Raw genomic sequence first — 25582 nt, forward strand, 5'->3', positions numbered from 1 at the left:
CGCCTTCTGGTTCAGCTGTTGCAGTTCGTGAAGTCCGGGCTGGTCTGCGCCAGATAGATGCTGGCACGGCCCTGGTCATCGTTGCGCAGCGGAACCGTGACCGTGTCCTGTGCCTTCCACGGGAAGCCGTTCGCGTCGAAGGTCCACTCACCGGTCACCTTCGTCGCCAGCTCGGACAGCGCCACCCAGCCGTACTGATGCGACGGCACGGAGATCACCAGGCTGTTGCCGAGATCCGTCCGCAGATCGTAGGTGACCTGGCCGGAGAGGGTGAGACTGACGCTGGTCTGCACCGGGCTCGCCATGCCCGTGCCGAGGGTGGAGGTGAAGGACACTCCGAGCTGGCTCGACCAGCCGCTGGAGGTGCTCAGCGAGAACGTCCACGGCACCGGCGCCTCGGTGCCGTTGTACCAGACGGGAGAGACGCACTGCTTGGGAAGGGGCTCGGCCGGGGCCTGCGAACCCTTCGTCCACGAGCAGGTTGTGGCGTCCTTCTGGCAGCGCTTCGACGCATAGGACACCGCGGCCTTGAACACGGCGCCGGTCGCCGACGAGGGGACCCTCCACTGCTGCGCCTTGCTGCCGTTGCAGCCGTAGGTCTGGGTCCATGCGTCGTTGTACTGGGCGCCCAGCACGACGTCGACGCACTTGTTGTCACCGGCGTTACGGATCATGAAAGTGTCGCCGGCGCCGCTCACGGGCTGGAAGTACCAGCGCAGACCGGACGATCCGGAACAGGACTGCTGCTTGAGCGGATAGCCCGCTCCGACGCACTTGCCCGTGGCGTCGTTGACGAGGGTGAACGATCCATCGGCCTGAAGACCGGCGTTCCACTTCTGGTGGTAGCCCGGCGCGGAGTTGGTGACGATGAAGACACCGTCCCCGGTGTTGCCGTTCTGCACATCCAGGTTCCGGCCGTTGTTGACCGATGTGAACGTCAGGCCGTTCAGGCCCGAGCCGTCATCGGCCTGGGCCGTACCGGTCTGTGTGGTCAGGCCGAGGGCGACGGCGAGCACGGCGATGAAGACGGTGAGTGTTCTGCGTAAACCGCTGTGTCCGGTCGGTTTCATACCAGAACAACCCCCTTATCTGATCGAGGTGTTGGTGGTGTGGTCCACCGTGTTCCGCACGCTATCGCCCCCGATGCCCGGGCGGCAGTGCTCAGCCGGCAGTGCGCTGCGCGGACTCCGCCGGCCCCTCCGCCCGCGCGTCCGCACCGCCCCCTCGTGCGTCCTCCGGGACCCGCGGCTGCGCCTTCCCCCGCATCCGCGACACCGCCACCCCGGACAGGCAGAGGAGACCACCGAGGAGCGTCAGCCAGCCGGGTATCTCGCCGAGGAACAGCCAGGACAGGAAGACGACGAGAACCGGTACCGCGTACGTCGTGGCGCCCATCTTCCCGACGGTCGTACGGGACACCGCATAGGCCCACGTGGTGAACGCAAGGGCGGTCGGGAACACACCCAGGTACACCATCTGCAAGGTCGCCGATACCGGGGCCCGGCTCACCTGAGACACCAACTGCCCGGCGAACGGCAGACAGGCCACCGCTCCGGCGAGCGCGCCGAACGTCGTCACCTGCATCGGTGTGGCGTGCTTCAGGGTCGGCTTCTGAAGCACCACACCCACCGCGTATGCCAGCGCCGCGAACAGACACAGCAGGACGCCGACGAGAGACGACGTGCCACCGCCGGACATGGACAGTCCGACCACCACGGCCCCGGCGAACGACACCGCCATGCCCGCCATCAGCTTCGGCGGGAAGCCCTCCTTCAGCAGCCACCCTCCCAGCAGCGCCATCAGGATCGGCCCGACGTTGACGACCAGGGAGGCCGTGCCGGCATCCACATGCCGCTCACCCCAGTTCAACGCGACCATGTACGCGCCGAACCACAGGACTCCGGAGGCGAGGATGCCCGGCCAGGCCTCGCGGGCCGGGAATCCACCACGCCGGGCCAGCAGGAGGGCGCTCAACACGACGGACGCCACCACCAGCCGGCCCAGTGCGAGCGCGCCCGGCCCGAAATCCGCGGCGCAACTACGGATCGCGATGAACGACGACGCCCACAGCACCACGGTGACGGAGGCCGCGGCGAGCGCTCGCCCGTTCGCCCGCCGCACTGACCCGACATCGCCGTCCACCGCTGTTGTTCCCACCCGCCGGCTCACTCCGGTGTCCTCCCAAAGCTCTCCACGTACGCCCTGCGCGCACATGAGCCGACAGCTTGTAAGAGGCCGCACCGCACTGACAAGCGAATACCGGGGCCGGTCGGGCCATGCCGGGAATCCGGCAGTCCCGGTGCCGGCGCGTTCGCCGTTCTGCCGAGGCGGCAGGACGTCAAGCCCGGCCGCCGCCGAGGGCAGCAGACGACCACCCCGCTCCACGGCGAGTGTGGTCACCGGTGAGGAGCTCGGCCAACCGCCGGGTCATTTCCGTGGGGTTGGCGGCGTGGACGAGTTCGGTGCGGTGTATCAGCCGGGGCTCTGCCACCGGCACGGCGGTGCCGCCGAGCGTCGCGGCGAGGGGGAGCGGGAGGGCGGCGAGGCCGTGGCCGGTGGTGGCGAGTGCGGCGAGGCCGTGCAGGTCGGTGCCGCGGTGCCGGATCCGGGGACGGAAGCCGTCGGTGCGGCAGACGTCACGCAGCCGGTCGAGGGGTATCGCGGTGTCCGGGGCGTCGATCCAGTGGGCTTGTGCCAGGTCGGTCAGGCGCACGGTGCGGCGCCGGGCCAGGGGATGGTGGTCCGGGAAGAGCACGGCCAGGGGCTCCTCGGCCGCGGCGAGGGTGGTGGCGGGCCCGAGGTCGGGCAGCGGGAGCGGGTCGCTGGGGGCGGCGGTGCCGTCGACGAGGCCGAGGTCGGCGCGTCCGGTGAGCACCTCCGCGAGCACCGCTTCCCGGCCCAGCGTCTGCACCTCCAGGTCCAACGCGTGGGCGGCGGCGCGCAGTTGGACCAGGACCTGCGCGATGGCGGGGGTCAGAGCGGCGGGCGAACAGGCCAGGGTCAGTTGAGTGGAGCGGGCGTGCCGCAGGCGGGAGATGTCGGTGCGGGCGGCGTCCAGGCGCAGCAGCAGGGCGGGAGCGTGCTCCATCAGCCGTGCTCCGGCCGGGGTGGCAGCCACCGGGCGGCGTTCGACCAGCCGGGCTCCCAGATCGGCTTCGAGGGCGGCGATGTGCTGGGAGACCGCGGACTGCGTATAGCCGAGGGCCGAGGCGGCGACGGAGAACGAGCGGTGGTCGAGCACCGCGACGAAGGTGCGCAGCAGATGGGGATCCATGGGCATCAGGATCGCTAATGGCGGGTGCACACATCATCGTTGGACCTGATGTGCCCCGGGTTGCAGGATCGTCGCCATGAACCCCACCGCACGTATCGCCCTGGTCGGCGACCGCTCCGACGCCATCCGGTCCCATGCCCGCATCCCCGGCCTGCTGGAGGCGCTGCGGGTGCGGGACGGACTGGACCTGGATGCCTACTGGATCCCCACCCAGGACGCCGGCCAGAGCATGGACGGCTTTGACGCGGTCTGGGTGCTGCCCGGCAGTCCCTACCGCAGCGAGAGCGGTGTCCTGGCAGCGATCCGGGCCGCACGCGAAGGCGGCATCCCCTTTCTGGGCACCTGCGGCGGCTTCCAGCACGCGCTGCTGGAATTCGCCCGCAACGTCTGCGGCGTGCCCGGGGCCGGCCATGCCGAGAACGCCCCGGAAACCGCTGACGAGGACGCCGTCATCGTCCCGCTCGCCTGCTCCCTGGTCGGCCACGAAGGCATCGTCAAGGTCGCGTCGGGCTCCCGGGCCGCCCAACTTCTCGGCGCCGACCGTACGCCGGCCCGCTATCACTGCAACTACGGCCCCAACCCCGACTACCTCGATGTCCTGCGGGCACACGGACTGACCTTCACCGGCACCGATGAATCCGGCGACCTGCGCATCGCCGAACTGCCCGCCCACCCCTTTTTCCTGGCCACCCTCTTCCAGCCCGAGCTGGACGGCGACGGCACCCGGGCGCACCCGCTGGTCACCGGCCTGGCCTCGGCCGCCGTGGACCACGCCGGCGCACGATGAGCGCACCGGGCCGACCCATGGGGAGCCGGCCGCTCCCGGAACGGACCCGGACACTCCCGGACGAGTTCCGGCCATTGGGCGGCGGAGTCGTCCCGACGGGTCACAGGTGCGGTAGGAAAGGGGCCGGTCCGCGGAAACCTCCCATCCAGGGAGGTTGGGGGAGTTCTCGGTACGTCACGGACGTGTGCGTGGCGTGCCCAAGACTGCCCGGGGAGGGGCAACCGCTCCGCGCGGCCGTGAGATCCGGTGATCGGCCTCCGCCTCTCCCGTGAGCGCACCGAACGAACAGCTCCAGTCCGGCGTTGCCGGGTCCTTCCCGTCATGCACTGGCTCATTGAGGTGCCGACGGGGCCCTTCCCGTGTTCTCGGAAACGGAGACCATGATGCGAAGACCCATCCGTGCCGCGGTGGCGGTGGTCGCGACCGCGTTCCTCATGCCCCTGCTGACGGCGAGTCCGGCGCCCGCCTCGTCGGGCCGGCCCACCGACGGCGCCCGTAAGCCCGCGGACTGCCGGCCCGCCCTCCAGGTCCTGGCCTCTCTGCCGGGTACAGGCGACAGTCAGGTCAAGGGACTCGGGCCGACAGCGCTGGCGGTGGGGGCATCGCGCGGGCTGCCCGTGTACTGGACGGGGACCCGGGTCCACCGCGTACCACTGCCCGCCGGATTCACCGGCGGTGAGGTCGCGGCGGTCAACGCGAAGGGGCTGATGGCCGGTTCGCTGCGCGGCGCGGGCCGTACCGCCGCCTTCAGCTTCCGGGCCGGCGCACGCGCGGTGACCCTGCTGCCGGAAGGGGCCCGCGCGGCGGACGTCAACGACCAGGGCCTGATCGTCGGTGACGCGGTCAAGGACGGCGCCCTCATCGGCCTCGAATGGGACGGCACGCGGATCCGGCGTCGGCTCGCGCCGCCGGCCGGATACTCGCTGACCTCGGTGACCGCCCTCAACAACGCAGGACAGATCGCCGGTTCCGGTGAGGCCGTCAAGGACGACGAATCGTGGTCGGCGGGCCTCGTCTGGCCCGCCGGGAGGGGCGCCGCGGCCGTACCGCTCCAGCGGTTCTGGCCCGCTGGAGTGCCCTACGACTTCTGGTACCCCCGCGACATCGACCGCACCGGACGCATCGTGGGCACCCACGACTACACCCGGCTGGACACCCGGACTCCCACCCAGTGGCGGCCCCCGTACACGACCGAGAGCGAACCGGGGCTGCTCGGGGAGCGCACCAGCGGCACCTTCGAAGCCATCAGCCCCACCACCAACGTGAGTGTGGGCACCGCCTCGGACAGCCACATGGTCGGGCCCTTCCCGCCGGAGACGGCGCCCCCGGAGCAGGCGCAGATATGGCCGGGCACCGGCCCCCTGCTGGCGCTGCCCCGGCTTTCCCCGGAGGGCGCCTCCCAGGCGTACGCCGTCAGCGACGACCAGCGCGTCGGTGGCTCCGCGGCCGATGCCGGGTCGACCACCCGTGCCGTCATCTGGACCTGCGCCCTGCGGCAGGCATACCGGCCCTGACGCCGGTCCCGGTCACGGACCTCCGGCGCCGTAGGTGACACCGGGGCGCCCGGCGAGCGAGCCGACGCCGGGCGCCCCGGCCCGTTCAGCCGCGGCGCGATATCGCGTTCTCGTCCGGCCCGCGTCCTTCGCTGAGCAGCCGGCTGCCGTGTGAGCAGCGCCGGGCGGTGGTGAGCAGCGCCTGGAGCTGAATGCCGAATTGACCGGCGTCGGTGAGCGTCTTGTGGAAGGGCAGCCGTACGTCGTGGTGGCCGAGCGGGTACTCCACGCGGAGGCTGATGCCGTAGCGGTCGATGGCCAGGGGCACCACACGTTCCATGAGTTGCAGGAAGCGGGGCTCCACCAGTCGCAGCAGAAGCGGGATGTAGTGGCTGTGCTCCTCGGCCAGGTGGGTGAGGATGTCGGCTTCATAGGTGGCCAAGGGGTCCGCGGGGGCGGCCATCAAGTCGTCAAGACCGATGCGGGCCTTGCACATGGACGTTTCGAGCACCGCGGTGGCGAACTCCATGCAGTCACCGGCGGGCGAGGCCGCCTTGTCCTGGGAGGTCAGCCACCCCAGCACGGTGACGCGTGCGCGCACCCGGTCACGTACCGGAAGCGGGGCGACATCCGTGAACTTCAGGGTGGCGGGTACCCGTTCACCCGCCCCGGCCGCGCCGGTGAGGCCGGCATCCGCGGGGGAGGGGTGCAGGTGGACGTGCTGTGTCGCTCCCGGCCCGCCTCCGCGGGACACCTCGGTGCTGCGGCCATCGGCCACCATCGTCATCGAGTGCGCCGAGGCCAGGATCGCCCGGACTCTTTCGGCGCTGGTCGGCTGCCGCTCCGCACCACCGAAGATACGCATACAGACTCCTGAAGGTTAGGTAAGGCTTACCTTATCAGTCCGCCGTGGTCCGGTGGGGAGGCGGACAGGCGTGGTCCCGGCCTCTCCCGTGAGGGGCCGGGCGACCGGGTGGAGTGCCGCGTACTCCAGGGGCGCCGACGGGTCGATCGAGACATCGAGCGGCGCGGGTGCGGCGCCCGCCCGGACCAGGAGGTCCCCGATGGCGGCGATCATCGCGCCGTTGTCGGTGCACAGCTTCAGCGGCGGGACGCGCAGGGTGAGGCCGGCCGCCGCGCACCGTTCCTCCGCCAGCGCCCGCACCCGGGAGTTGGCGGCGACCCCGCCGACCACGACGAGGGTGCCGACACCGTGTGCGGTGCAGGCGGCCACCGCCTTACGGGTCAGCACATCGGCGATCGCCTCCTGAAGCGCGGCGGCGCCGTTGGCCACCGGCAGGGCCTGTCCTCGGTGCCGCTCCGTCCATCGGGCCGCGGCGGTCTTCAGCCCGGAGAACGAGAAGGCGTACGGATCATCACGCGGCCCGGTGAGCGGCCGGGGGAAGGTGACCGCGCGGGCGTCGCCCTCGCGCGCCGCCCGGTCGATGGCCGGCCCGCCGGGATAGGGCAGCCCGAAGACCCGCGCGACCTTGTCGAAGCACTCGCCCGCCGCGTCGTCGAGGGTGTCGCCGAGGTGCGTGATCGGATCGCGGGCCAGATCGCGGACGAGCAGCAGTGAGGTGTGGCCACCGGAGACGATCAGCACCACGCAGGGGTCGGGCAGCGGCCCGTGCGCCAAGGTGTCGGCGGCGACATGCCCCGCCAAGTGGTGCACGCCGTACAGCGGAACGCCCAGCGCATACGCCAGCCCCTTCGCACCGGCCAGCCCGACCTGAAGCGCGCCGGAGAGCCCCGGCCCGGTCGTCACCGCGACCGCCCCGATGTCGGACATCCGCAACCCGGCCTCCGTCAACGCCCGGTGCACGACCGGAGTGAACGCGTGGACATGGGCACGGGCCGCGATCTCCGGTACCACCCCGCCGAACCGGGCGTGCTCCTCCATGCTCGACGCCACCGCATGCCCCAGCAGCCGGCCGTCACGCACCAGCCCCACCCCTGTTTCGTCACAGGACGATTCGATGCCCAGCACCACGGGCGTTCCCTGCATGCCGTTCCCTTCTCGCGCACCGCGGCCCCCTACTATTGCCGCAGCTCAGTTATTGCAAAGGATATGCAATAAGAGACCTCTCGTCCGTGCCCTATCGGGTGGATAGGTGAGCCTCTGCCGATCAGCCCACGTGCCCGCTCCGCCAAGCGCTTTTTCGTCAGGGCAGCTCCAGGCCGTTCGTGGAGTTGCGGAAGGATGCGGTAGGTGACCATCACGCGGACGTGTGAGACGTGCGGCACCGAGCTGCGCTCCACCACCCCACGCGCGCGGGACGGCAAGAACCGGGGCGGGCGGCCGGCCCGCTACTGCTCCGGAGCCTGCCGGCAACGCGCGTTCCGGCAACGCACCGGCCGTCAGGGCGTCGGCAAGCAGAGTGCCGGTCGGCAAGACGCGAGGGAGCCACTGGACGGTACGGCGGACAGACCGGGCCACGGGATGCCGCAGCCGCTCGACGAGTTCGTCGGACGGGAACGCGAACTGGTGCGCCTGCGCACTCTGTTGAGCTCATCCCGCCTGCTGACCCTGGTCGGTCCCGGCGGGGTCGGCAAGACCCGGCTCGCGCTGGAGCTCGCGAGCCGGGTGCGCAGCGGCCGCCCGGGACGCGCCCAACTGGTCGAGCTGGCCTCGCTCCGTGACGGAGAGCTGCTGCCGCAGGCCGTGGCCGTCGCCCTCGGCATCGGCGAGCGCGGCGGCCGGGTGGGCGTCGAGGCGCTCGTCCACGCGCTGGGCACCCGCCGCATGCTGCTCGTGCTGGACAACGCCGAGCATGTGATCGAGGCCGGCGCAACGCTGGCCGCGACCCTGCTCAGCCGTTGCCCCGGTCTGCGGATTCTCACCACCAGCCGGGAGGCGCTGCGGGTGCCCGGCGAGGTGGTGTTCCGCGTGGGGGTGCTCGCGCTGGCCCCCGACGACGAGGAGCCCGGTGCGGACGGGCAGCAGCCCGTGGAGGCGGTCCGGCTGTTCGTCGCGCGGGCCCGGACCTGCGCCCCGGATTTCACCCTGGGGCCCGGCAACGCCCATACCGTGGCAGAGATCTGCCGGCGGCTGGACGGCCTGCCGCTGGCCGTCGAACTCGCGGCCCGCAGGGTCGGTTCCCTGACGCCGGCGGACATTCTGCGCGGGCTGGACGACCAGCTCGGCCTGCTCACCGACGGCAGCCGGACGGGACCGGGCCGCCATCGCGAACTCGGCGCGGCGATCGACTGGAGCCATCGGCTGCTGGACCCCGCGGAGCGGATCGTCTTCCGGCGCCTGTCGGTGCTGGAAGGCGGCTTCGACGCCGCCGGGGCGGCCGCGGTCTGTGCCGGCGGTACGGAACTCGGCATCGATGCGGTGGATGGGACAGGCGACGGTGCGACGCCGGTCGCCGGGGTGCCTTCCGGGCAGGTGCTACGGGTGCTCTGCGCGCTGGAGGCCAAGTCCTTGATCGTCCGGGTGCCCGGTGACGCACCGCACGCGGCCCGCTTCCGGCAGCTGAGCGCGATCCGCGCCTACGGAAGGAACCGGCTCACCGAGGCGGGAGAGCTGCACGCCACCTGGCACCGCGCGCTCGACCGGCTGGCCGGCCAGGCGGCCGAGGACCACGGTTCGGTGTTCGCCGACGCCACGGTGCGTCCGCCGGTCATGGAACGGGAGAACCTCGTGGCAGCCGTCGCGTACACCACGGACCGGCCCGACCCCCGTTATGTCCCGCTCGCGCTCGCCCTGGCCCGACTGCACTACCACCAGGAACAGTTGACACTTGCCCGCGCCCTGCTGACCGGAGTGCTGGCCCGGGCCCGGGACGGCGGGGCCCGGGGCGCGGCGCTGGCGCTGGCAACCCGTGCGGCCTGCCTCCAGGCAGACCACGGGGCCGCCCTCGCCTTCGCCGAGGAGGCGGTCGCCGTGGCCCGCACACAGCGCCGCCCCGCCGCGACGGCCAATGCGCTGGACGCACTGGGGGCCGCCCGGCTGTGCCGGGGCGAATTCGCCGAGGCGGTCGCCGCCTTCGCCGAGTGCCTCGACGTGGTCCGCCCGCTCGCCCGCCCGCTGGACACCGCGCTGTGTCTGCACCACCTGGCCTGGGCGCAGCTCCAGACGGGCAGGGTGGCCGCGTCCGACGCGCTGATGGCCGAATGCCTGCCCACGCTGCGCGCCGAGGCCCCTCCGGGGCAGTTGACAGCAGCACTGCACACCGCCGGTGCCGTCCGGCTGGCCCAGGGCGACACCGGCGGCGCGGAGGAGTTATTCGTGGAGGTGCTCCATCAGGCGCCCATGGAGAGCTACCACTCGCTGTATCCGCTGGAGGGCCTCGCCATAGCGGCGGCCGGACGAGGCGAGGCGGAACGGGCACTGCGGCTGTGTGCGGCGGCCTCGGAGATGCGACGGCGGATCGACACGGAGCCCGAGCCGCACTGGCAGCGGCAGGTGACCACAGCCACCGCACGAGCGCGGGAGCGATTGCGTCCGGCCACCGCGGACCGGGCCGTGGCCGCCGGCCGAAGGCTGCGCGGAGAGCGGCTGACCGGGTACGCCCTGCGCCGTACGGACAGCGCATCCGCGGGCATCGAAGCCGCCGCAGACGGCTACCGCTCCTCCGACGCCGAAGGACGCGTATCCGGCCCGCCCGAGGGTCTCGGCGGTGCGGACCCCTACGGATACCCGGGCGCCGGGCCGGCGTTGACCGCACGTGAGGCGGCGGTCGCCCGACTGGTCGCCGAGGGCCTGACCAACCGGCAGATCGCCACGCACCTGGGCCTGTCCCCGAGCACCGTGGGCGGCCATCTCGACCGGGTCCGCGACAAGTCGGGGCTCCGTACCCGCACGCAGATCGCCCTGTGGATCACTGGGCGGAACCCCCGGCCCGCTCGGTGAGGCCCTGCGGTCCTGCGCCTGCTGATGAGTGACGAGGGGGCCCGGCCCCGCCGTTTCGTTACGCGCGCAAGTCACCGGTCATCCGACCCGTGTACGGAACGGCGCGGCCCCGGAAACTGTGCGGAACGGGGCGCTCCGGGGCTGCCGGACCCTGCGGCTTCCTTCCCAACGGGGAGCCCCGCCCACCGAGTTGGAGCCGATGCCCGGCTCGACGCCGATTCCACCTGGAGGCGCAATGCGGTACGACGACGAAGCGAAAGCGCCGGACGCCCACGGCGGCGCCCGGCGCCCGGACGCCATGCGCGTCCCGGACGGCACGGACGCAACGGACGGCAAGCGGGGCAACTCCCGAAGGGCGTTCCTCAGGACCACCTCCGCGGGCGTGACCTCCGCCGCCCTGGCGGCAACGGCCGGCGTTGCGGCCACCTCGGCCGCCTCGGCGCAGCAGACCGTACCGGCCACCACGCCGAAGCAGCCGTCACGGGTGCGCCCCGCAGGACTCACGAAGCCCGTCACGCCCGCCTGTTCAGGCCAGGAGACTCCGGCGTCGGTCGAAGGCCCGCTCTTCAAGCCCGCCTCCCCCGAGCGCGGTGATCTCGTCACGCCCGGTACCCAGGGGGTGCGGATCGACCTCGCCGGCGTCGTCTACGACACCTCCTGCACCCCGCTGCCGGGCACCCTCATCGAATTCTGGCAGTGCGACCAGAACGGGGATTACGACACCTCGGGATTCGCCCTCCGCGGCCATCAGTACACCAACAACCGGGGCGCCTATCTGCTCCGGACCATCATCCCCCGTGACTACTGGGGCCGTTGGGGACAACGGGCGCCGCATATCCACACCCAGGTCCAGGCACCGGGCAGCCCCGTCCTGGTCACCCAGCTGTACTTCCCCGACGACACCGAGGCGTACGGCCGGGACTTCGCCGCCCTCAACGCCGCGGACCGGCTGCTCAACCGCGCCTGCACCATCGCACTCACCGCACGGCCCGGCGCGGCCTACTCCGGCACCTTCGACTTCGTCCTCAAAACCACCGCCTGAGCCCCTGCCCCCCACCGCCCATGACTCCCCACCGACGGAGGACCCCATGACGCCCGCACACCCCTCCACCACCCCGGCACGGGAGCCGAGGCGCCGCCGAGCGCCCCTGCTCGTGGCGCTCGCCGCCGCCGTTGTCGCCGCGCCCCTCGGCCTGGCCGCCCTGGCCGGCGACCCCGCCGCGTCGGCCGCGCCCGCGACACCCGTAGGGGCCGTCGTGCACGCCGGCACGTGGCAGCGCACACCGGTACCCGTGGCGAAGGGCGACCTGACCGCCATCGCCGCACTCAGTGACACCCAGGCCTGGGCCGTGGGCTACCGGCTGAAGAGCGCCACCGCCCTCGAAGCGGTCGCCCTGCGCTGGAACGGCACCACCTGGAGGCAGGAATCCACGCTGCCGGCGAACAGCTTTCCGCAGGCCCTCGCCGTCCGGTCGGCCGACGACATCTGGGCGGTCGGTTCCGCGACGGAGCACTGGGACGGCAGCACCTGGACCACCCGTCCCCTGGACCGGGATCCGGCGGGCCGGGTCGTCCCGGACGCCGTGGCGAGCGCGCCCGGCGGTCGGGCATGGACGGTGGGGCGGGCCATGTCCCGCTCGGTCAAGGACGGCGTGCCGGCCGTCCAGCTGTGGGACGGCACGTCGTGGAAGCGACAGACCTTGCCCGACGTGGGCACCGGCGAGCTGAGCGGAGTGACCGTCGTCGCCGCCGATGACGTATGGGCCGTGGGCACGTCGTACACCGCGGACGAGAAGACGCCACAGACCGCTCTGTTGCTGCACTGGGACGGCACCGCCTGGAAGAAGATCACCGCTCCCGGTCCGGCAGGCGCCCACCAGTGGCTGACCGGCGTCACCGCGCTCGGTGCCGATGACATCTGGGCGGTCGGAGGCAGTGCGACAGGCGGCTCCGAGCGCCCGTACGCGGTCCACTGGGACGGCACGAAGTGGACCACGACCACGACTCCCGACGTCCCGGACGGCCGGCTGCGCGCCGTGGGCCGGGCCGCGGACGGCACGCTGCGGGCGGTGGGCGGGAAAGGGAGCGCCCCCGTGGCCCTGCGATGGAACGCACCGGCCGAACGGTGGCAGCAGACCACCGGCCCAGGCATCGTCGTCCGCGGATTCACGACCGTCCCGAAGAGCTCCCGGCTGTGGGCCGCGGGCATCGCCACACACGGCGACCTCGTCCCGGCCATCACCCGCTTCTCGGGGACGTCCGGCAAGTAGCCCGCGGTCGTGGGAAGAGGACGGAACGCTGACGGCTGGTGGTCCGGACCGCCGGCCGTCAGACCGCACTGCCCGCCTTCCCCTCGGACCAGGACATGTTCCGTCCATGGAGTCCGTTGTCCGGCTCGATGGTCTTTCGTGCGCGTTCTTCACGACGACGCCATCGTCGATCAGGGGGCGCATGCCGGTGACGGACGGCCGGACCGGCGCTCAGAGGAGATACGCCGGGCCCGAGCGTGCCCCGGACCCGGCGTGGTGGCCTCAGACGGAGGCCATCGGGCGGGCGTCGTCGGGGGTGGCAACGGCGGCCGGGTCGGCTTCCGTGGGGGTCGGAGCGCTGGTCAGGCCGCGTGCGTGGGCCTTGACCCCGGAGCGGACGGCCCAGAAGTAGAAGACCGGGGCGGTGACCGCGATCAGGGCGGTGCCGAGTACGCCGGGGAGGACGCCCCGGCCGCCGAACTCCTCGCCGCCCAGGGCGGACACCGTGGCCGTCCACACCAGGAAGGCGATCATCCACCAGGCCGGCGCGAACTGCCGCAGCAGCTGCCGCTCGCCCCGGCGCCACAGCACCAGGGCCGCGACCGGTGCGGCCACCAGCGTCAGCACGGTGATCTTTCCGGTCTCCGGCCACTTCGACCAGTACAGCGCGCAGGCGGCGAAGGCGAAGGTGACCGGGCACAGCACCCCGGCGGCCGGCAGCCGGAACGGACGGGGCAGCTCCGGGCGGGTGCGCCGCAGCACGCCGACCGCGATCGGGCCGATCAGATACGAGATGACCATGGCCGCCGACACCACTCCGGCCAGCGCCTGCCAGCTGCGGCCGACGGTGAGCAGCAGCACGACGGAGAAGGCGAGGTTGAGCCACATCGCGGGGCGGGCGGTGCCGTAGCGGGGGTGCACGGCCGCCAGCTTCCGGGGGAAGAATCCGGTCTCGGCGAGGTTGGTGACCATGTACGCGGCCGAGGCGACATTGGCGATGTTGGACCCGGCCGGCGAGATGAACGCGCCGAACTGGAGCATGGTGACCACCCAGTGCAGCATCAACAGCCCCGCCAGGTCGGCGAACGGCGAGTTGAGGTTCACGCCCTGCCACCCGCCGGCCCGCTCCAGCAGCTCGGGCGGCACCGACCCCAGGTACGCGACCTGGAGCGCCGAATAGATCACCAGGCCCAGCGCGAGCGCACCGATCAGCGCGACCGGGATGGCCCGGCCCGGGTTCTTCGCGGCCCCGCCGAGGTTGACCACGGCCTGGAAGCCGTTGAAGGCGAAGACCACACCGCAGGTGGTGACGGCGGTGAGCACGGCCGGCCAGCCGTACGGGGCGAAGCCGCCGTGGTCGGTGAAGTTCGAGGTGTGGAAGCCGGACCCGACCAGGGCGAGCACCGCCAGCACCGGGATGGCGAACTTGACCAGGGTGAGCACGGTGTTGGCGCGGGCCAGCAGCTGGACCGACCAGAAGCAGGTCAGCCAGAGCGCGAGGGTCAGGATCAGCGACACCACCGTGCCGGAGAGGGTCAGCTGATGGGTGGCCGGATCGACCAGGCCCTTCGCCCAGCCGAAGCTCCAGGACGTCATGTACTGGGTGGCCGCGATCGACTCGATCGGAATCAGCGAGGCGGTCGCGATCCAGACCGCCCAGCCGGTCAGGAAACCGAGCACCGGCCCGTGCGAGAGGTGCCCGTAGCGGGCCATGCCGCCGGGGATCGGGTAGGCGGAACCGACCTCCGCGTACGACATCGCGATCATCCCGATGAAGATGACGCCGATCACCCAGGCGACCAGCGCCGCGGGGCCCGCCACCTGGGCAGCGGAGCCGGCCCCGAAGAGCCAGCCGGAGCCGAAGATCGAACCGATGCCGATCATGATGAGGGCGAAGAGGCTGAGCCCCTTGCGCTCGCCGGCGCTCATATCCATGGGAAGTGTTGTCCGTCCTGGTGGTGCGCATACCCCCGCACTATCGGCGGGGCCGCTCTCGTCTGCCGCCGACCACCTTATTTCCGGCCACACCGCGCGAACGCCCGCTGAGCTGCCGGAACACCCCGCGGCCCGGCCCCGCCGGACCACGTCCCCGGCACCAACAGCCCCGCACCTACGGCCCGTTCACTTCCCGCCCGCCACTCATCGGCGGCCCGGGAGATCACCGCATGAGACGCGTCACAGCTAGGGGTGGAGGGGGCGTTTGTCCGTGGGTGGGGGGCGTCATCGCGCGGGCCCGGTGCGACATCACTGTGACGGCGGGTCCCGCCGGGCTGACGACGGGGCCGTCGCCGGGGGCTTCGAGGGGCAACCGCCGTACGGTCGCGGAGATCAGTAAACCGAAGTATTTCCCTGGCCGAATTCCTCATTCCGTAAGCGCTATTCGGCCTCAGTGGCCGAGAAACGCCACCTAGCCCCGTGATGTGAGTCACGTTTCGGCGTTGATGTGCACCCTTTGGGGGGTTTTGCCGAAGGCTCAAAGTCGCCCCTACTTCAACAACCCGCCATTTCGGCCATGTCGGGCGGCTCGTGCGACGAATTCCCGTGTGAATAGAGTCCTGGTGTCCGGCGGGAGTTCGCCGGTTGGCCTTGAGAGCGGAAATTCTGATTCCCCTTCGCGGATTTCTGGATTCCGTTTCAACGGGCCGTCGCGCTACGGCAAGGGGGTGCCATTATGCGTTACGCGTACTGAGGTATATGAGGCGTCGGCCGGGGTCACTGGACCCCGGCCCGCGCGACTTTTGATTTACGTAGCCCTCGTGTTCCTCTCACTCGCTCAGGACGGAATGTGTCTGACTACGATCCGCTTGACGCGGCCACGGTGGCCGATCCTTATCCCGTCTATGAGCGGCTGCGGAAGAATTCGCCGGTGTTTTGGAGTGAGCGTTTCGGCTCGTGGATCGTGACGCGCTACTCGGATTGTCACAGCGTGCTCAGCGATGTGGACGTATTCGCCAGCGACTGGCGCAGGGCGGGGCATGAGGCGCCACCCACCGCGGCCCTGAGCATGCAGGAACTCGACCCGCCCGACCACACACCGGTCCGCCGGCTGTTCACCACGGCCTTACGCGACCAGGATCTCGATGCGATAGCGGCCTTCGCGGTGCGGGACACCGCCGTGGTCTTCGAGCAGCTGGCCGATGCGCCCTCCTTCGACTTCACCGCCGAAGTGGCCCGCCCGGTGGCGCTCCAGGCGGTATGCCGTCTGCTCGGTGTGGACCCCCCGCCGGTCGCCGCTTTCGCCGAGCTGTCCGACGCGCTCGTACGGGGCATGGACGCGGGCCTGCTGCCGGAGGTACTGGAACCGGCGATGGCGGCCCGAGGCCGGATCAACGAGCTCATGGCCGAGTGGTTCACCGCCCACCGCAGGCCGGGCCTGCTCACCCAGGTCCTCCACGGCGCGGGCGCCGCGGGCGTCACGGAAGACGCGGTGTGGAACAACGTCCGCGTACTCTTCCTGGCCGGATTCAGTACCACCGTCGGCGCGGCCGCCAACGCCGTGCTCGCCCTCCTCGAACATCCCGGCGCGCTGGAACGCCTGCGTGACCCGGCCCTGCTGGACTCCGGAGTGGAGGAACTCCTCCGTTACGACGGCCCGGTTCAGGGCACCACCCGCGCCTGCGTCGACACCACCAAGATCGACGGCGTCACCGTGGAGCGCGGCCAGCTGGTGCTGGCGCTCTTCGGCGCCGCCAACCGCGACCCCGAACGGTTCGCGTCCCCCGACGAGTTGCTGCTGGACCGGCACCCCAACCGGCATCTCTCCCTGGGCTGGGGCCCGCATGCCTGCTCGGGCGCCCTCCTCGCCCGGATCATCATCAGGGCCCTCGTCCAGCAGCTGCTGGACGCACCCGCGCCCCCGCGACTCGCCGCCCCGCCCGTCAGGGTGCCGCGTGCCACCCTGCGCTACCCGGACCGGCTGCCCGTCACGTTCCAGAACGCTGAGCCCGAACGCTGAGAGTGAGAGCCATGACCACTGACGCCGCAGTCGAATACCACCCACTCGACCCGCACACCCTGCTCGACCCGTACCCGGTGTACGCGTCCCTGCGGGCGACCGGCGCACCCGTGTGGAACCAGAAGCTCGACAGCTGGGTGCTCACCTCGTACCGGGACTGCCGTCAAGTCCTCCTGGATCACGAGAACTTCGCGGCCGACTGGCGGCGGGCGGGCGAGACCGTCCCCGACCCCGCGCTGGACGTCCACACCATCGACCCGCCCGACCACACCGCGATCTACGGAGTACTCGCCGACTCACTGCGGGACATGGCTTCGGACGGCCTCGCCGCCCGCACCAGGGACCACATCGCGGCCATGCTCGACGAGCGGCCGGCCGGGCCCTTCAACGCGATCACCGAATTCACCGAGCCGCTGGCACGCTGGTTCATCCCCGAGGCCATCGGAGTTCCCCCCTTCGATCTGACCACCGTCCGGCCGATGGCGGAGGCCATCACCCAGGCCATGGACTCCGGCCTCAACCCGGCAGCCAGGGAGCCGGGCGTCGCGGCACAGCGTCAACTGGCCGCGATGATCGAGGACTGGGTGACCGGGATGGACGCGGGCCACCCCATCCGCGAACTGGTGGCCCATGCCATGGCCGCCGGTGTGCCACGCCATATCGCGATGAACTCGCTGCGCACCCTGGTCGTCAACGGATTCACCGCCGTACCGGCCTCGCTCGGCAACGCGCTGAACGTGCTGTCCAGGGATCCGAGCCTCCTGGCCGATCAGCTCGGCAGCCCCGAGGCGATCGACCGGGCGCCTCATGAGTTCTTCCGTTACGAGGCCCCCATCCAGGGAACCACCCGCCTGGCCGTCCGGGACATCGAATTCAACGGTGTACAGGTACGCCGCGGCCAGGGAATGCTGATGCTCTTCGCCGCCGCCAACCGCGACCCCGAGCAATTCGACGCCCCCGACACCGTACGGCTCAACCGGTGGCCGAACCACCATCTCACCTTCGGCTACGGCGCCCATGCCTGCACCGGATCGCTGCTCGCCCATCTGCTCCTGCGTGAGTTGCTGACCGTACTGGTGGAGCGCGGCACCACTCTCAAGCCGGCCGGGCCCGCCGTACACAAGAAACTCGCCACCGTCCGCACCCTCGCAGAACTGCCCCTGGAAATCGGTAAATGAGCAGGTACCGCACTGCGCTGGGCATCCGCGAATTCCGGGCGATCTTCACGGCACATGTCGTCTCCATGGTGGGAGCGGTCACCGCGAATTTCGCGCTGGCCATGCTCGTCTACTCCCGCACCGGCTCGTCGCTGCTGTCCGCACTGGTCTTCGCACTGGTCCTCGCACCACATCTGATCGCGGGCACCCTGCTGTCCGCACTCATCGACCGGCTCCCGGCCCGGCGCCTGCTGGTCTGCTGCAATCTGCTCTCCGCGGCGCTCGTCCTCGTCATCTCGCTGGCCGGCACCCCGGTGGCCGCCGTACTGGCGCTGGCCTTCGCCCTCGGCCTGATCGAGCCGGTGTTCTCCGGCGCCCGCGCGGCCACCCTGCCCGACGTGCTCCCCGGGGACGCCTACGTGCCGGGCCGCAGCCTCATGCGGCTGGTCGCCCAGGGCGCGCAGCTGGGCGGATTCGCGGTCGGCGGCCTGCTGATGGCGGCCTTCTCGCCGCAGGTGATGCTGCTCATCAACGCGGGCTGCTTCCTCTTCTCGGCCCTCGTGCTGCGGCTGGGGACCAAGGAACGCAGGCTGCACCCCGACGACGGCACCACCGGGCGGACCTCCCTGCTGCGCGACTCCCTCAACGGGATCGGCGCGGTGATGCGGGTTCCGGCCGTACGCCGCACACTGCTCCTCGGCTGGGCGGTCCCCGCACTGGGAGTGATACCGGAGGCCCTGGCGGTGCCGTACACCGCCGGGCTCGGGGGCGGGGCGACCGCCGCGGGCCTGCTGCTCACCGCGATCCCGCTGGGGACCGTGGCCGGCGAGGTCCTCACCAACTGGCTGGTCCCGAAGGCACGGCAGATCCGCATGATCGGGCCGGCCGCCCTGCTGGTGTTCGTGCCGATGCTCCTCTTCGCGCTCCGCCCCGGCCTGGTGCCCGCGATCGCTGTGCTGTTCGTGTGCGGCCTGGGGTTTTGCACCCAGCTCGGCCAGGACCGGCTGCTGCTCCAGGTGGTGCCCGAGGAACTGCGGGCCAGGACGCTCAGCCTCCAGACGGCCGGGCTCATGTTCTGGCAGGGGCTCGGCTTCGCCGCGGGTGGCGCGGTGGCCGAGCTGTTCAGTCCGAGCGCCGTGATCTGCGCGGGGGCGGTGGCCGGCCTGTTCGCCGTCCTCCTGCTGCTGCGAGGCGCGGTGTTCGACACCGAGAAGTGGAGTTCCAGGAGTGCGGACGGAGTCGTCAGTGGCTGAGACGGGTGACGGGGTCGATGAGGAGCGGTGGAAGGCACGCATCGGAGTCGCCCATGTGACGGTGCCCCGCTGGGCCCGCGACGCCCCCGACCGCTGTGTCTACCGGTCGAACGCCACCGGTACATGGGAGTTGTACGAGTGGGACCGGGCCAGTGACACACGCCGCAGGCTCACCGACCGCCCCCACGGCACCGCCCTGGGCTTCCTCGACCCGGCCGGCGCCTGGGTGTGGTGGTTCGCCGATACCGACGGGGACGAACGTGGCGTCTGGATGCGCCGACCGTTCGGCGGTGACCACGACGAACCCGCCGTGCCCGCTCTGGGCCCCGCCCACCAGGCCGGACTGGCCCTCGGCGGGAACGGCCTCGCCGTCATCGGCACCACCATGACCGGCGGCACCACCATCCATGTCTGCCGCCCGGAAACCGCACCCCGGACGCTCTACACCCACCCCTCGGACGCCCACGTGGGGGCCCTGTCCGCCGACGACACCCTCGTCGCGATCGGCCACAGCGAACACGGCGACAGCCGGCACAAGGCGGTGCGCGTACTGAACCTGGACGGCACGGTGGTTGCCGACCTGTGGGACGGCGAGGGGCGCGGCCTCGGCGGGATCTGGGACGGCCCGGGCAAGGGCCTCGGCGGTATGGCGTTCTCCCCGGTCCCCGGCGACAACAGGCTGCTCATCGAGCACGAGCGCCACCGCCGGCCCGAGCCCATGATCCTGGACGTCGCCACCGGCGAACAGCGCGAGATCGCACTCGACCTGCCCGGCGAGGTCAGCGCCGCCTGGTACCAGGACGGCTCGGCACTGCTGATCTGGCATACCCATCACGCCCGCGACGAGCTCTACCGACTGGACCTGGGCACCGCGGAGACCGGCGAACTGATCCGCCTGGACACCCCCAAGGGCGTCATCAGGGGCGCCGGGACACGTCCGGACGGCACCGTGGAGTTCGTCTGGTCGAGCGCCGCACACCCGCCGGTCGTCAGGTCCACCTCGGGCGGGACCGTACTGGCCCCGCCGGGACCGACGGCCCCGCCCTCCGTCCCGGTGACCGACGCCTGGGTCGACGGCCCCGGGGGCCGCATCCACGCGCTGGTCTCCCGGCCCCCGGGGGCCGACGGCCCGCTCCCGTGCGTCTTCGAGGTACACGGCGGCCCGATCGGTTACGACGACGACGCCTTCGACCCCGTGGTCGCCGCCTGGGTCGACCACGGCTTCGCAGTCGTCCAGGTGAACTACCGGGGCTCCACCGGCTACGGCTCCCGATGGCGGGACGCGATCGAGGGCCGCCCCGGCCTCACCGAACTGGAGGACATCGAGGCCGTCCGCGAATGGGCCGTCACCAGCGGCCTCGCCGCCCCCAAGCGCCTCGTCCTGTCCGGCCGTTCATGGGGCGGCTACCTCACCCTGCTGGGCCTCGGCACCCGCCCGGACAACTGGGCTGTCGGTATCAGCACCATGCCGGTCGCGGACTACTTCGCCGCCTACGAGGACGAAATGGAGGCCCTGCGCGCGTACGACCGCTCCCTCTTCGGCGGATCCCCCGACGAAGTACCCGAGCGGTACCGGGCGTCCTCCCCCCTCACCTACGCGGACCGCGTCACCGCACCGGTCCTGGTGATCGCGGGCGAGAACGACCCCCGCTGCCCGATCCGCCAGATCGACAACTACGTCAACCGCCTGGCCGCACTGGGCAAGCAACACGAGGTATACCGCTACGACGCGGGACACGGCTCCCTCGTCGCCGACGAACGCATCAAACAGATCGGGGCGACGATCGCGTTTGCCCGCGCTCACCTGCCGTCATAGGACCCCCTCGGGAAGTCCCTCTCCATCGCGCGGAAGAAGCGGAACGGATCCGCATGCTCCGTCACAGATCTGGATGCTTCGTCGCCACGTGGTAGTACCCCGAGTGGAAGACCAGAGGGGTACCGCCGTCGGCCTCGTACTGTTCGACCTCGCCGAGGAAGATGATGTGGTCGCCGGCGTCGAGGCGTTGGACGGTGCGGCACTGGAAGCGGGCAACCGCGCCGTCCAGGAGGGGGGTGCCGGCGATGCCGGGGGTGGTGGGCGTACCGCGGAATTTGTCGTCGGCCGGGGTGGCGAACTGGCGGGAGAGGTGGTGCTGGTCGGCGGCCAGTATGTGGACGGCGAAATGCGAGGCGTCGGTGAAGTCCGGGAGGCTCGGGCTGTTTTTGCCGGGGCACCACAGGACGAGGGGCGGGTCCAACGAGACGGAGGTGAAGGAATTCGCCGTCATGCCGACGTTGCGGCCGTCGGGGGCGCGGGCCGTCACCACGGTCACGCCGGTGGCGTACTGGCCCAGCGCACGGCGCAGTTCGCGGCCGTCGAAGCGGGCGGCGTGCTGGGCGCGCTTCTCGGCGAGGAAGCGGTGCGCCTCGGCCTCCTCGAACCACCAGCGGTAGAGGGTGCGCGGGTCGTCGAATCCGGCGGCGAGGGCGCCGGCGACAGCGGGGATTTCGGCCGCCGCTGTCAGGAGGTCGTGGTGGTGGGGACTCAGGTCGGTCAGGAGCGAGTTGGTCCAGCCGACGGCCCATTGAGCCCAGCCGCGCCAGAAGTTGTCGAAGGTGCGCTGCATCCACTGCGGGGTGAATTCGGCGGTGCCGTGGCGGAGGATGCTGTCGAGGTAGTGGGTCGCGGCCTGGGCCGCGTTGTTCGAACCCTGGCCGGTGATCGGATCGTTGAGGACGACGGCGTCGGCCATGCCGAGGACGTGCCGGCCGGAGGCCAGACGGGCGACGGGGTGCCGAACGGTCGGAGTGATCCTGCCGCGCAACACGCCCTGGTTGTCGGTGAGTCGGGCGTGCCGGCAGCGCTCGTATTCGTCGGGGAAGAAGCGGTGGAGGATTTCCAGTGAGCGGGTGAGGTGGCCTTCAGGCGTGCGGATGTCGTCCCAGCAGTCCATGGGGCCGCCGGGGACGCCCTCGAAGACCATGATGTCGCAGGGTCCGGTGGTGGTGAGGGCGGGGAAGGAGAAGTACTCGCCGACGCCGGGGACCATGCGGTAGTGGACGGCGGCCTCCCCTTCCCGCGGCCCCGTTCCCGTGACGTACGTCAGGGCAAGCGCACGGCGCGGCCGGTCGTACGGGGAGAGTTCGGAGTTGCGCGGGAAGAGTTGGCTCAGCTCGCCCTTGCCCGTGGAGACCACGACGAGATCGTGCGTACGGGCATACCATTCGAGGTCATTGACGCCCGCCTCGTGCAGCACGATCTCGCCGCGGCCGCCGTCCGCGAACTGCTCGATCCAGGCGGCACACTTGACCCGCTGGTCGACGGAGTGGGCAGGGCCCTCCAGCGGCGCGCGCCAGGAGACGTCCGGAGTACCGTGCGGACCGATGAGAGAGAGCGCGATACCGGAGATGTCCGGGGCCTGGTCCTCCCAGTGGTGCAGGCCGAGTTCGCGCTCGCTCTGGAGCGCGGTGTCGAACATGCACTGGCTGGACATGACCGGGCCGCGACGAATCTCGTCGGGGCCGCGGTCGGTGACCAGGGTGACGTCATAGCCGTGCGCCTGGAGTCCCAGGGCGAGTTGGGCACCCGCCTGCCCGGCGCCGATCACCGCGATCCTTCTCATGGTCCTGCTGTCCTGCTCTCGTTACGTACGTACCACTGACGAGCCGTCAGTCTGCTGACCGGGTCCTGAGGGACCTCAGGCACTGACCTCGGTCAGGTAGTTCTTCGCGGCGACCGGGTCCATGAACCAGTGGAAGAGGTCGCGCGGGTCATCGAAGCCGTTGACGAAGCGGGCGGCGATACGGGAGTTGGCGCTCGCCGCGCCGAAGAGCTCCAGGACGTGCTGCGGCGGGGCGCCGAGCATCGCGTTGGTCCAGGTCGTGGCGGACTGCGCGGTGTCCCAGAAGCGGCCGAAGGCCAGCTCCATGAACGCGGCGTCGTACGGGCGCTCGCCGTGGTCCAGGATGGTGGCGAGGTAGGAAGCCGCGCACTTCGAGGCGTTGTTGGACCCCTGGCCGGTGATCGGGTCGTTGAGGACGACGACGTCGGCGAGGCCGAGCACCTGCGCGCCGGAGGGCAGCGTGGCGACGGGCTTGCGGACGGTCGGCGCGAAGCGGCCCGCGAGGGTGCCGTTCTGGTCGGTGAGCGCGACATCGGTGCAGCGCTCGGCCTCCCACGGAACGTACGTCCGCAGCAGCTCCTGGAACTTCGCCAGCTGCTGGTGGGGGGTGAGCCCGTCGAAGCAGTCGAGCGGGCCACCCGGGATGCCCTCGAAGAACATGATGTCGCAAGGGCCGCTGGTGGTGAGGCTGGGCATGGTGAAGTACTCACCCACACCGGGGATGACGTTGAAGCTGACGCCGGGGCGGTCGGGCAGCGGTGCCATGCCGGTGACGTACGCCAGGGCCAGCGCGCGCTGCGGAGCGTCGTACGGGGAACGCATGGCGTCCCGCTCGAACAGCCCGGCGATCTCGCCCTTGCCGGCCGCGACGATGACCAGGTCGGACTCGGCGGCGCAGCGCTCCAGGTCCTCGATGCCGGCCTCGCAGAGCTCCAGACGGCCGCCGCGGCGCGCGAACTCACCCATCCAGAGCGGCATTTTGACGCGCTGGTCGATGGAGCGGGCGGTGGCCTCAAGACGGGCGCCGAAGGAGAGCGCCCGGCCACCCTGGCCGTCGGCGATGCTCACGCCGAGACCGGCGATCGACGGGCAGGCGTCGCCCCAGAAGTCGAGGCCGAGGTTGCGCTCGTGGGCCAGCGCGGTGCCGAACATGGCCTGGCTGGACATGACCCGGCCCTCGCGGATCTGGTCCCCGGTGCGGTTGGACACGAGGGTGACGTCAAAACCGTGGTCGATCAGGCCGATGCCGAGCTGGAGACCGGCCTGGCCGGCTCCGACGATGGTGATCTTGCGCATGAGGGGGATCTCCGGGGTTGGATGTGCGGTTTTTTGAGCGGTGCCGTGCGGTGCCGTGCGCTGTGCAGCGTTGCGGCGCGTAGCGGCGGCAACGAGAGGGCAGCGGCGGTGGGGGATGCGGCTGCCCGCCGGAGGGGGGGTTGGCGGGCAGCCGCGGGAGGCCGGGGCACCCGTAGGACCGGGGGAGGGGCCCCGGGTAACCCGGCCGGCTAGAGGGGCCCGGCCGCATCGGCGAGCCGGGGCAGCAGAGGCAGGGGTGCCGCGATGTGCGGGGGTACGGCCATGGCGGCCCCCGCCGCGCCGGTCGCGCGTAATAAGCGCAGCGCGCATGCGACGGGCTGTCCGCTGGGCGTGACTGCGCCTCTGACGAGCGCAGTCCGGCCCGGCACTCCCTGCATTGTTGATTCCCAGGATTCTCTCGGGTCCGCGGCGTTCAGGCAGCAATCTTGGTATGGCAAGATCACCTTCGCTATCCGGATCACGCGGGTTGCTGTCCCGATCGCGCATCTCGGCGGTGGAGGTTTATATGCCCGCTGAAGAGTCCCCCCTCGCAAATCACCAGCGGTTTCATACAACGGACATCTGGGAAGCGCGGGCCGAGGTCGGCCGCGCCTTCTGTCCGCATGAGCTGCGCATCACGCGGCGCTCGGCGACGCTCGACGCCAGGCTGCACGGCGCACCCTTCGACCGGACAGGTCTCTATTACCTCGATTACGGAACGGAAGTCCGGATCACACCGGGCGATCTGGAGAGCTTTTTCCTTGTCCAGATCCCGCTCGCCGGTTACGCCGAAATCACCTGCGGCCGCGAGGAGATCATTTCCTCCCCGGAACTCGCTTCTGTCCCCTCTCCGACCGGAAAGTTGGACATGCGCTGGGGTGACGGCAATCCGCAGCTGATCGTGTGGTTCGACCGATCGTCACTGGAATCGCACCTGGGCAGTTTGCTCGGCCGCGCCGTGCGCCGCCCGATCTTCTTCTCGCTCGGCATGAACCTCACCACACCGGGCTCCCGGTCCTGGCTCAACATCGTCGACCTCATGCGCCGGGAGGCGGAGGGACCTGGCGACATGACAAGCCGGCCCCTTGTGACAAAACAGCTTGAATCACTCCTCATGACCCAGCTGTTGATGGCTCAGCCCCACAACTACACATCGGCGCTGCTCGGCGAGCAGCCGCGCGTCGCACCGCCCGCGGTCCGCCGCGCCATGGAGGTCATCGAGGGACACGCCGCTGAGCCGCTCACGGTCGCGGAGATCGCGGAATGTGTCGGCGTCGGCGTACGGGCCCTTCAGGAAGGCTTCCGCCGGCACCTCGACACGACACCGCTCGCGTACCTGCGCGAGGTCCGCCTGGACCGCGTACGCAAGGAACTCCTGGCCTCCGATCCCGGTGCCGCGACCGTCACTGCCGTCGCCTCCCGCTGGGGTTTCCTGCACCCGGGTCGTTTCTCACTCGCCTACCGCCAACAGTTCGGGGAGTCGCCTTCGGAGACGTTGCGGTCATAGGAGGAATTCGGTCTTTCGACGGCCCTGCCGATCAGCGGGCGGCGGGCGGCGAGCGGCGGGCAGGACGATGCAGGCCGTTCTGTCCATCCTCAGTCCTGACCGTGCCGCTCGGCCTCGACCAGGCAGGGCCGCCAGGCGGTGGCGTCGC

At 71.0% G+C, this 25582-nt stretch carries 18 protein-coding genes; 10 read left to right on the forward strand and 8 right to left on the reverse strand.

Going from position 1 to position 25582, the window contains the following annotated elements; genetic code table 11:
* Nucleotides 1-11 precede the first annotated feature (11 nt).
* From TU31_RS23475 to TU31_RS23485, 3 genes are all read right to left on the reverse strand, one after another.
* Nucleotides 12-1070, reverse strand: coding sequence for an RICIN domain-containing protein (locus TU31_RS23475; protein WP_042158031.1), 1059 nt, complete (start codon nucleotides 1068-1070; stop codon nucleotides 12-14).
* A 91-nt stretch (nucleotides 1071-1161) separates the two neighbouring features.
* On the reverse strand, nucleotides 1162-2157 hold the full coding sequence (locus tag TU31_RS23480; RefSeq protein ID WP_063770820.1) for a DMT family transporter: 996 nt from the start codon (nucleotides 2155-2157) through the stop codon (nucleotides 1162-1164).
* A gap of 181 nt (nucleotides 2158-2338) precedes the next feature.
* A complete protein-coding gene (locus tag TU31_RS23485; protein WP_042158034.1) occupies nucleotides 2339-3274 on the reverse strand; it encodes a LysR family transcriptional regulator in 936 nt (311 codons plus the stop codon).
* Nucleotides 3275-3350: 76 nt separating this feature from the next.
* Here TU31_RS23485 and TU31_RS23490 point away from each other — a divergent pair, with 76 nt between their 5' ends.
* The gene (locus TU31_RS23490; protein ID WP_042158035.1) at nucleotides 3351-4061 is read left to right on the forward strand and encodes a CTP synthase C-terminal region-related (seleno)protein; all 711 of its coding nucleotides are present in this window, start codon (nucleotides 3351-3353) and stop codon (nucleotides 4059-4061) included.
* Nucleotides 4062-4441: 380 nt separating this feature from the next.
* Nucleotides 4442-5575, forward strand: coding sequence for a hypothetical protein (locus TU31_RS23495; protein ID WP_158894632.1), 1134 nt, complete (start codon nucleotides 4442-4444; stop codon nucleotides 5573-5575).
* An 85-nt stretch (nucleotides 5576-5660) separates the two neighbouring features.
* Here TU31_RS23495 and TU31_RS23500 read toward each other — a convergent pair whose 3' ends face one another.
* On the reverse strand, nucleotides 5661-6419 hold the full coding sequence (locus TU31_RS23500; protein WP_042158036.1) for a DUF2470 domain-containing protein: 759 nt from the start codon (nucleotides 6417-6419) through the stop codon (nucleotides 5661-5663).
* 15 nt (nucleotides 6420-6434) lie between these two features.
* On the reverse strand, nucleotides 6435-7562 hold the full coding sequence (gene tsaD, locus TU31_RS23505; RefSeq protein WP_078885921.1) for a tRNA (adenosine(37)-N6)-threonylcarbamoyltransferase complex transferase subunit TsaD: 1128 nt from the start codon (nucleotides 7560-7562) through the stop codon (nucleotides 6435-6437).
* Nucleotides 7563-7766: 204 nt separating this feature from the next.
* Here tsaD and TU31_RS23510 point away from each other — a divergent pair, with 204 nt between their 5' ends.
* The 3 genes from TU31_RS23510 (at nucleotide 7767) to TU31_RS23520 (ending at nucleotide 12685) form a co-directional block, all read left to right on the forward strand.
* Nucleotides 7767-10415 (forward strand): LuxR C-terminal-related transcriptional regulator, encoded by a 2649-nt coding sequence (locus tag TU31_RS23510; RefSeq protein WP_052719023.1) that lies wholly within the window; start codon nucleotides 7767-7769, stop codon nucleotides 10413-10415.
* Nucleotides 10416-10650: 235 nt separating this feature from the next.
* Entirely contained in the window at nucleotides 10651-11457 is an 807-nt protein-coding gene (locus TU31_RS23515; protein ID WP_052719024.1) for a dioxygenase family protein, read from the forward strand.
* A 46-nt stretch (nucleotides 11458-11503) separates the two neighbouring features.
* Complete coding sequence (locus TU31_RS23520) at nucleotides 11504-12685, forward strand: hypothetical protein (protein WP_042158037.1); 1182 nt, start codon at nucleotides 11504-11506, stop codon at nucleotides 12683-12685.
* 261 nt (nucleotides 12686-12946) lie between these two features.
* On the opposite strand, the gene TU31_RS23525 is transcribed toward TU31_RS23520, so the two are convergent.
* The gene (locus tag TU31_RS23525; protein WP_052719025.1) at nucleotides 12947-14599 is read right to left on the reverse strand and encodes an APC family permease; all 1653 of its coding nucleotides are present in this window, start codon (nucleotides 14597-14599) and stop codon (nucleotides 12947-12949) included.
* Nucleotides 14600-15449: 850 nt separating this feature from the next.
* Between TU31_RS23525 and TU31_RS23530 the strand changes: the two genes are divergently transcribed.
* Genes TU31_RS23530 through TU31_RS23545 form a run of 4 tightly spaced genes read left to right on the forward strand, consistent with a single transcriptional unit; the run spans nucleotide 15450 to nucleotide 20845 of the window.
* The gene (locus TU31_RS23530; RefSeq protein ID WP_042158038.1) at nucleotides 15450-16619 is read left to right on the forward strand and encodes a cytochrome P450; all 1170 of its coding nucleotides are present in this window, start codon (nucleotides 15450-15452) and stop codon (nucleotides 16617-16619) included.
* A gap of 11 nt (nucleotides 16620-16630) precedes the next feature.
* The gene (locus TU31_RS23535; protein ID WP_042158039.1) at nucleotides 16631-17797 is read left to right on the forward strand and encodes a cytochrome P450; all 1167 of its coding nucleotides are present in this window, start codon (nucleotides 16631-16633) and stop codon (nucleotides 17795-17797) included.
* Nucleotides 17794-19029 (forward strand): MFS transporter, encoded by a 1236-nt coding sequence (locus TU31_RS23540; protein WP_042158041.1) that lies wholly within the window; start codon nucleotides 17794-17796, stop codon nucleotides 19027-19029. The genes TU31_RS23535 and TU31_RS23540 overlap by 4 nt, the downstream gene beginning before the upstream one ends.
* Nucleotides 19022-20845: an alpha/beta hydrolase family protein gene (locus tag TU31_RS23545; RefSeq protein ID WP_219819215.1), complete on the forward strand. Its 1824-nt coding sequence runs from the start codon at nucleotides 19022-19024 to the stop codon at nucleotides 20843-20845. The genes TU31_RS23540 and TU31_RS23545 overlap by 8 nt, the downstream gene beginning before the upstream one ends.
* A gap of 61 nt (nucleotides 20846-20906) precedes the next feature.
* Here TU31_RS23545 and TU31_RS23550 read toward each other — a convergent pair whose 3' ends face one another.
* Together TU31_RS23550 and TU31_RS23555 are read right to left on the reverse strand one after the other, a co-directional pair.
* Nucleotides 20907-22631, reverse strand: coding sequence for a flavin reductase (locus TU31_RS23550; RefSeq protein WP_042158044.1), 1725 nt, complete (start codon nucleotides 22629-22631; stop codon nucleotides 20907-20909).
* A 75-nt stretch (nucleotides 22632-22706) separates the two neighbouring features.
* A complete protein-coding gene (locus TU31_RS23555; RefSeq protein WP_042158046.1) occupies nucleotides 22707-23927 on the reverse strand; it encodes a styrene monooxygenase/indole monooxygenase family protein in 1221 nt (406 codons plus the stop codon).
* Nucleotides 23928-24453: 526 nt separating this feature from the next.
* On the opposite strand from TU31_RS23555, the gene TU31_RS23560 reads away from it, so the two are divergent.
* A complete protein-coding gene (locus tag TU31_RS23560) occupies nucleotides 24454-25434 on the forward strand; it encodes an AraC family transcriptional regulator (protein ID WP_042158048.1) in 981 nt (326 codons plus the stop codon).
* The last annotated feature ends 148 nt before the right edge of the window (nucleotides 25435-25582 follow it).

The organism is Streptomyces lydicamycinicus (assembly GCF_000829715.2).
Classification (GTDB): Bacteria; Actinomycetota; Actinomycetes; order Streptomycetales; family Streptomycetaceae; genus Streptomyces; species Streptomyces lydicamycinicus.

Excerpts from the sequence above, each read along its gene's own strand:
- TU31_RS23475 (WP_042158031.1), bottom strand. The coding sequence starts at position 1,070 with ATGAAACCGACCGGACACAGCGGTTTACGCAGAACACTCACCGTCTTC.
- TU31_RS23485 (WP_042158034.1), bottom strand. The coding sequence starts at position 3,274 with ATGGATCCCCATCTGCTGCGCACCTTCGTCGCGGTGCTCGACCACCGC.
- TU31_RS23490 (WP_042158035.1), top strand. The coding sequence starts at position 3,351 with ATGAACCCCACCGCACGTATCGCCCTGGTCGGCGACCGCTCCGACGCC.
- TU31_RS23495 (WP_158894632.1), top strand. The coding sequence starts at position 4,442 with ATGATGCGAAGACCCATCCGTGCCGCGGTGGCGGTGGTCGCGACCGCG.
- TU31_RS23500 (WP_042158036.1), bottom strand. The coding sequence starts at position 6,419 with ATGCGTATCTTCGGTGGTGCGGAGCGGCAGCCGACCAGCGCCGAAAGA.
- tsaD (WP_078885921.1), bottom strand. The coding sequence starts at position 7,562 with ATGCAGGGAACGCCCGTGGTGCTGGGCATCGAATCGTCCTGTGACGAA.
- TU31_RS23515 (WP_052719024.1), top strand. The coding sequence starts at position 10,651 with ATGCGGTACGACGACGAAGCGAAAGCGCCGGACGCCCACGGCGGCGCC.
- TU31_RS23520 (WP_042158037.1), top strand. The coding sequence starts at position 11,504 with ATGACGCCCGCACACCCCTCCACCACCCCGGCACGGGAGCCGAGGCGC.
- TU31_RS23525 (WP_052719025.1), bottom strand. The coding sequence starts at position 14,599 with ATGGATATGAGCGCCGGCGAGCGCAAGGGGCTCAGCCTCTTCGCCCTC.
- TU31_RS23535 (WP_042158039.1), top strand. The coding sequence starts at position 16,631 with ATGACCACTGACGCCGCAGTCGAATACCACCCACTCGACCCGCACACC.
- TU31_RS23540 (WP_042158041.1), top strand. The coding sequence starts at position 17,794 with ATGAGCAGGTACCGCACTGCGCTGGGCATCCGCGAATTCCGGGCGATC.
- TU31_RS23550 (WP_042158044.1), bottom strand. The coding sequence starts at position 22,631 with ATGAGAAGGATCGCGGTGATCGGCGCCGGGCAGGCGGGTGCCCAACTC.
- TU31_RS23555 (WP_042158046.1), bottom strand. The coding sequence starts at position 23,927 with ATGCGCAAGATCACCATCGTCGGAGCCGGCCAGGCCGGTCTCCAGCTC.
- TU31_RS23560 (WP_042158048.1), top strand. The coding sequence starts at position 24,454 with ATGCCCGCTGAAGAGTCCCCCCTCGCAAATCACCAGCGGTTTCATACA.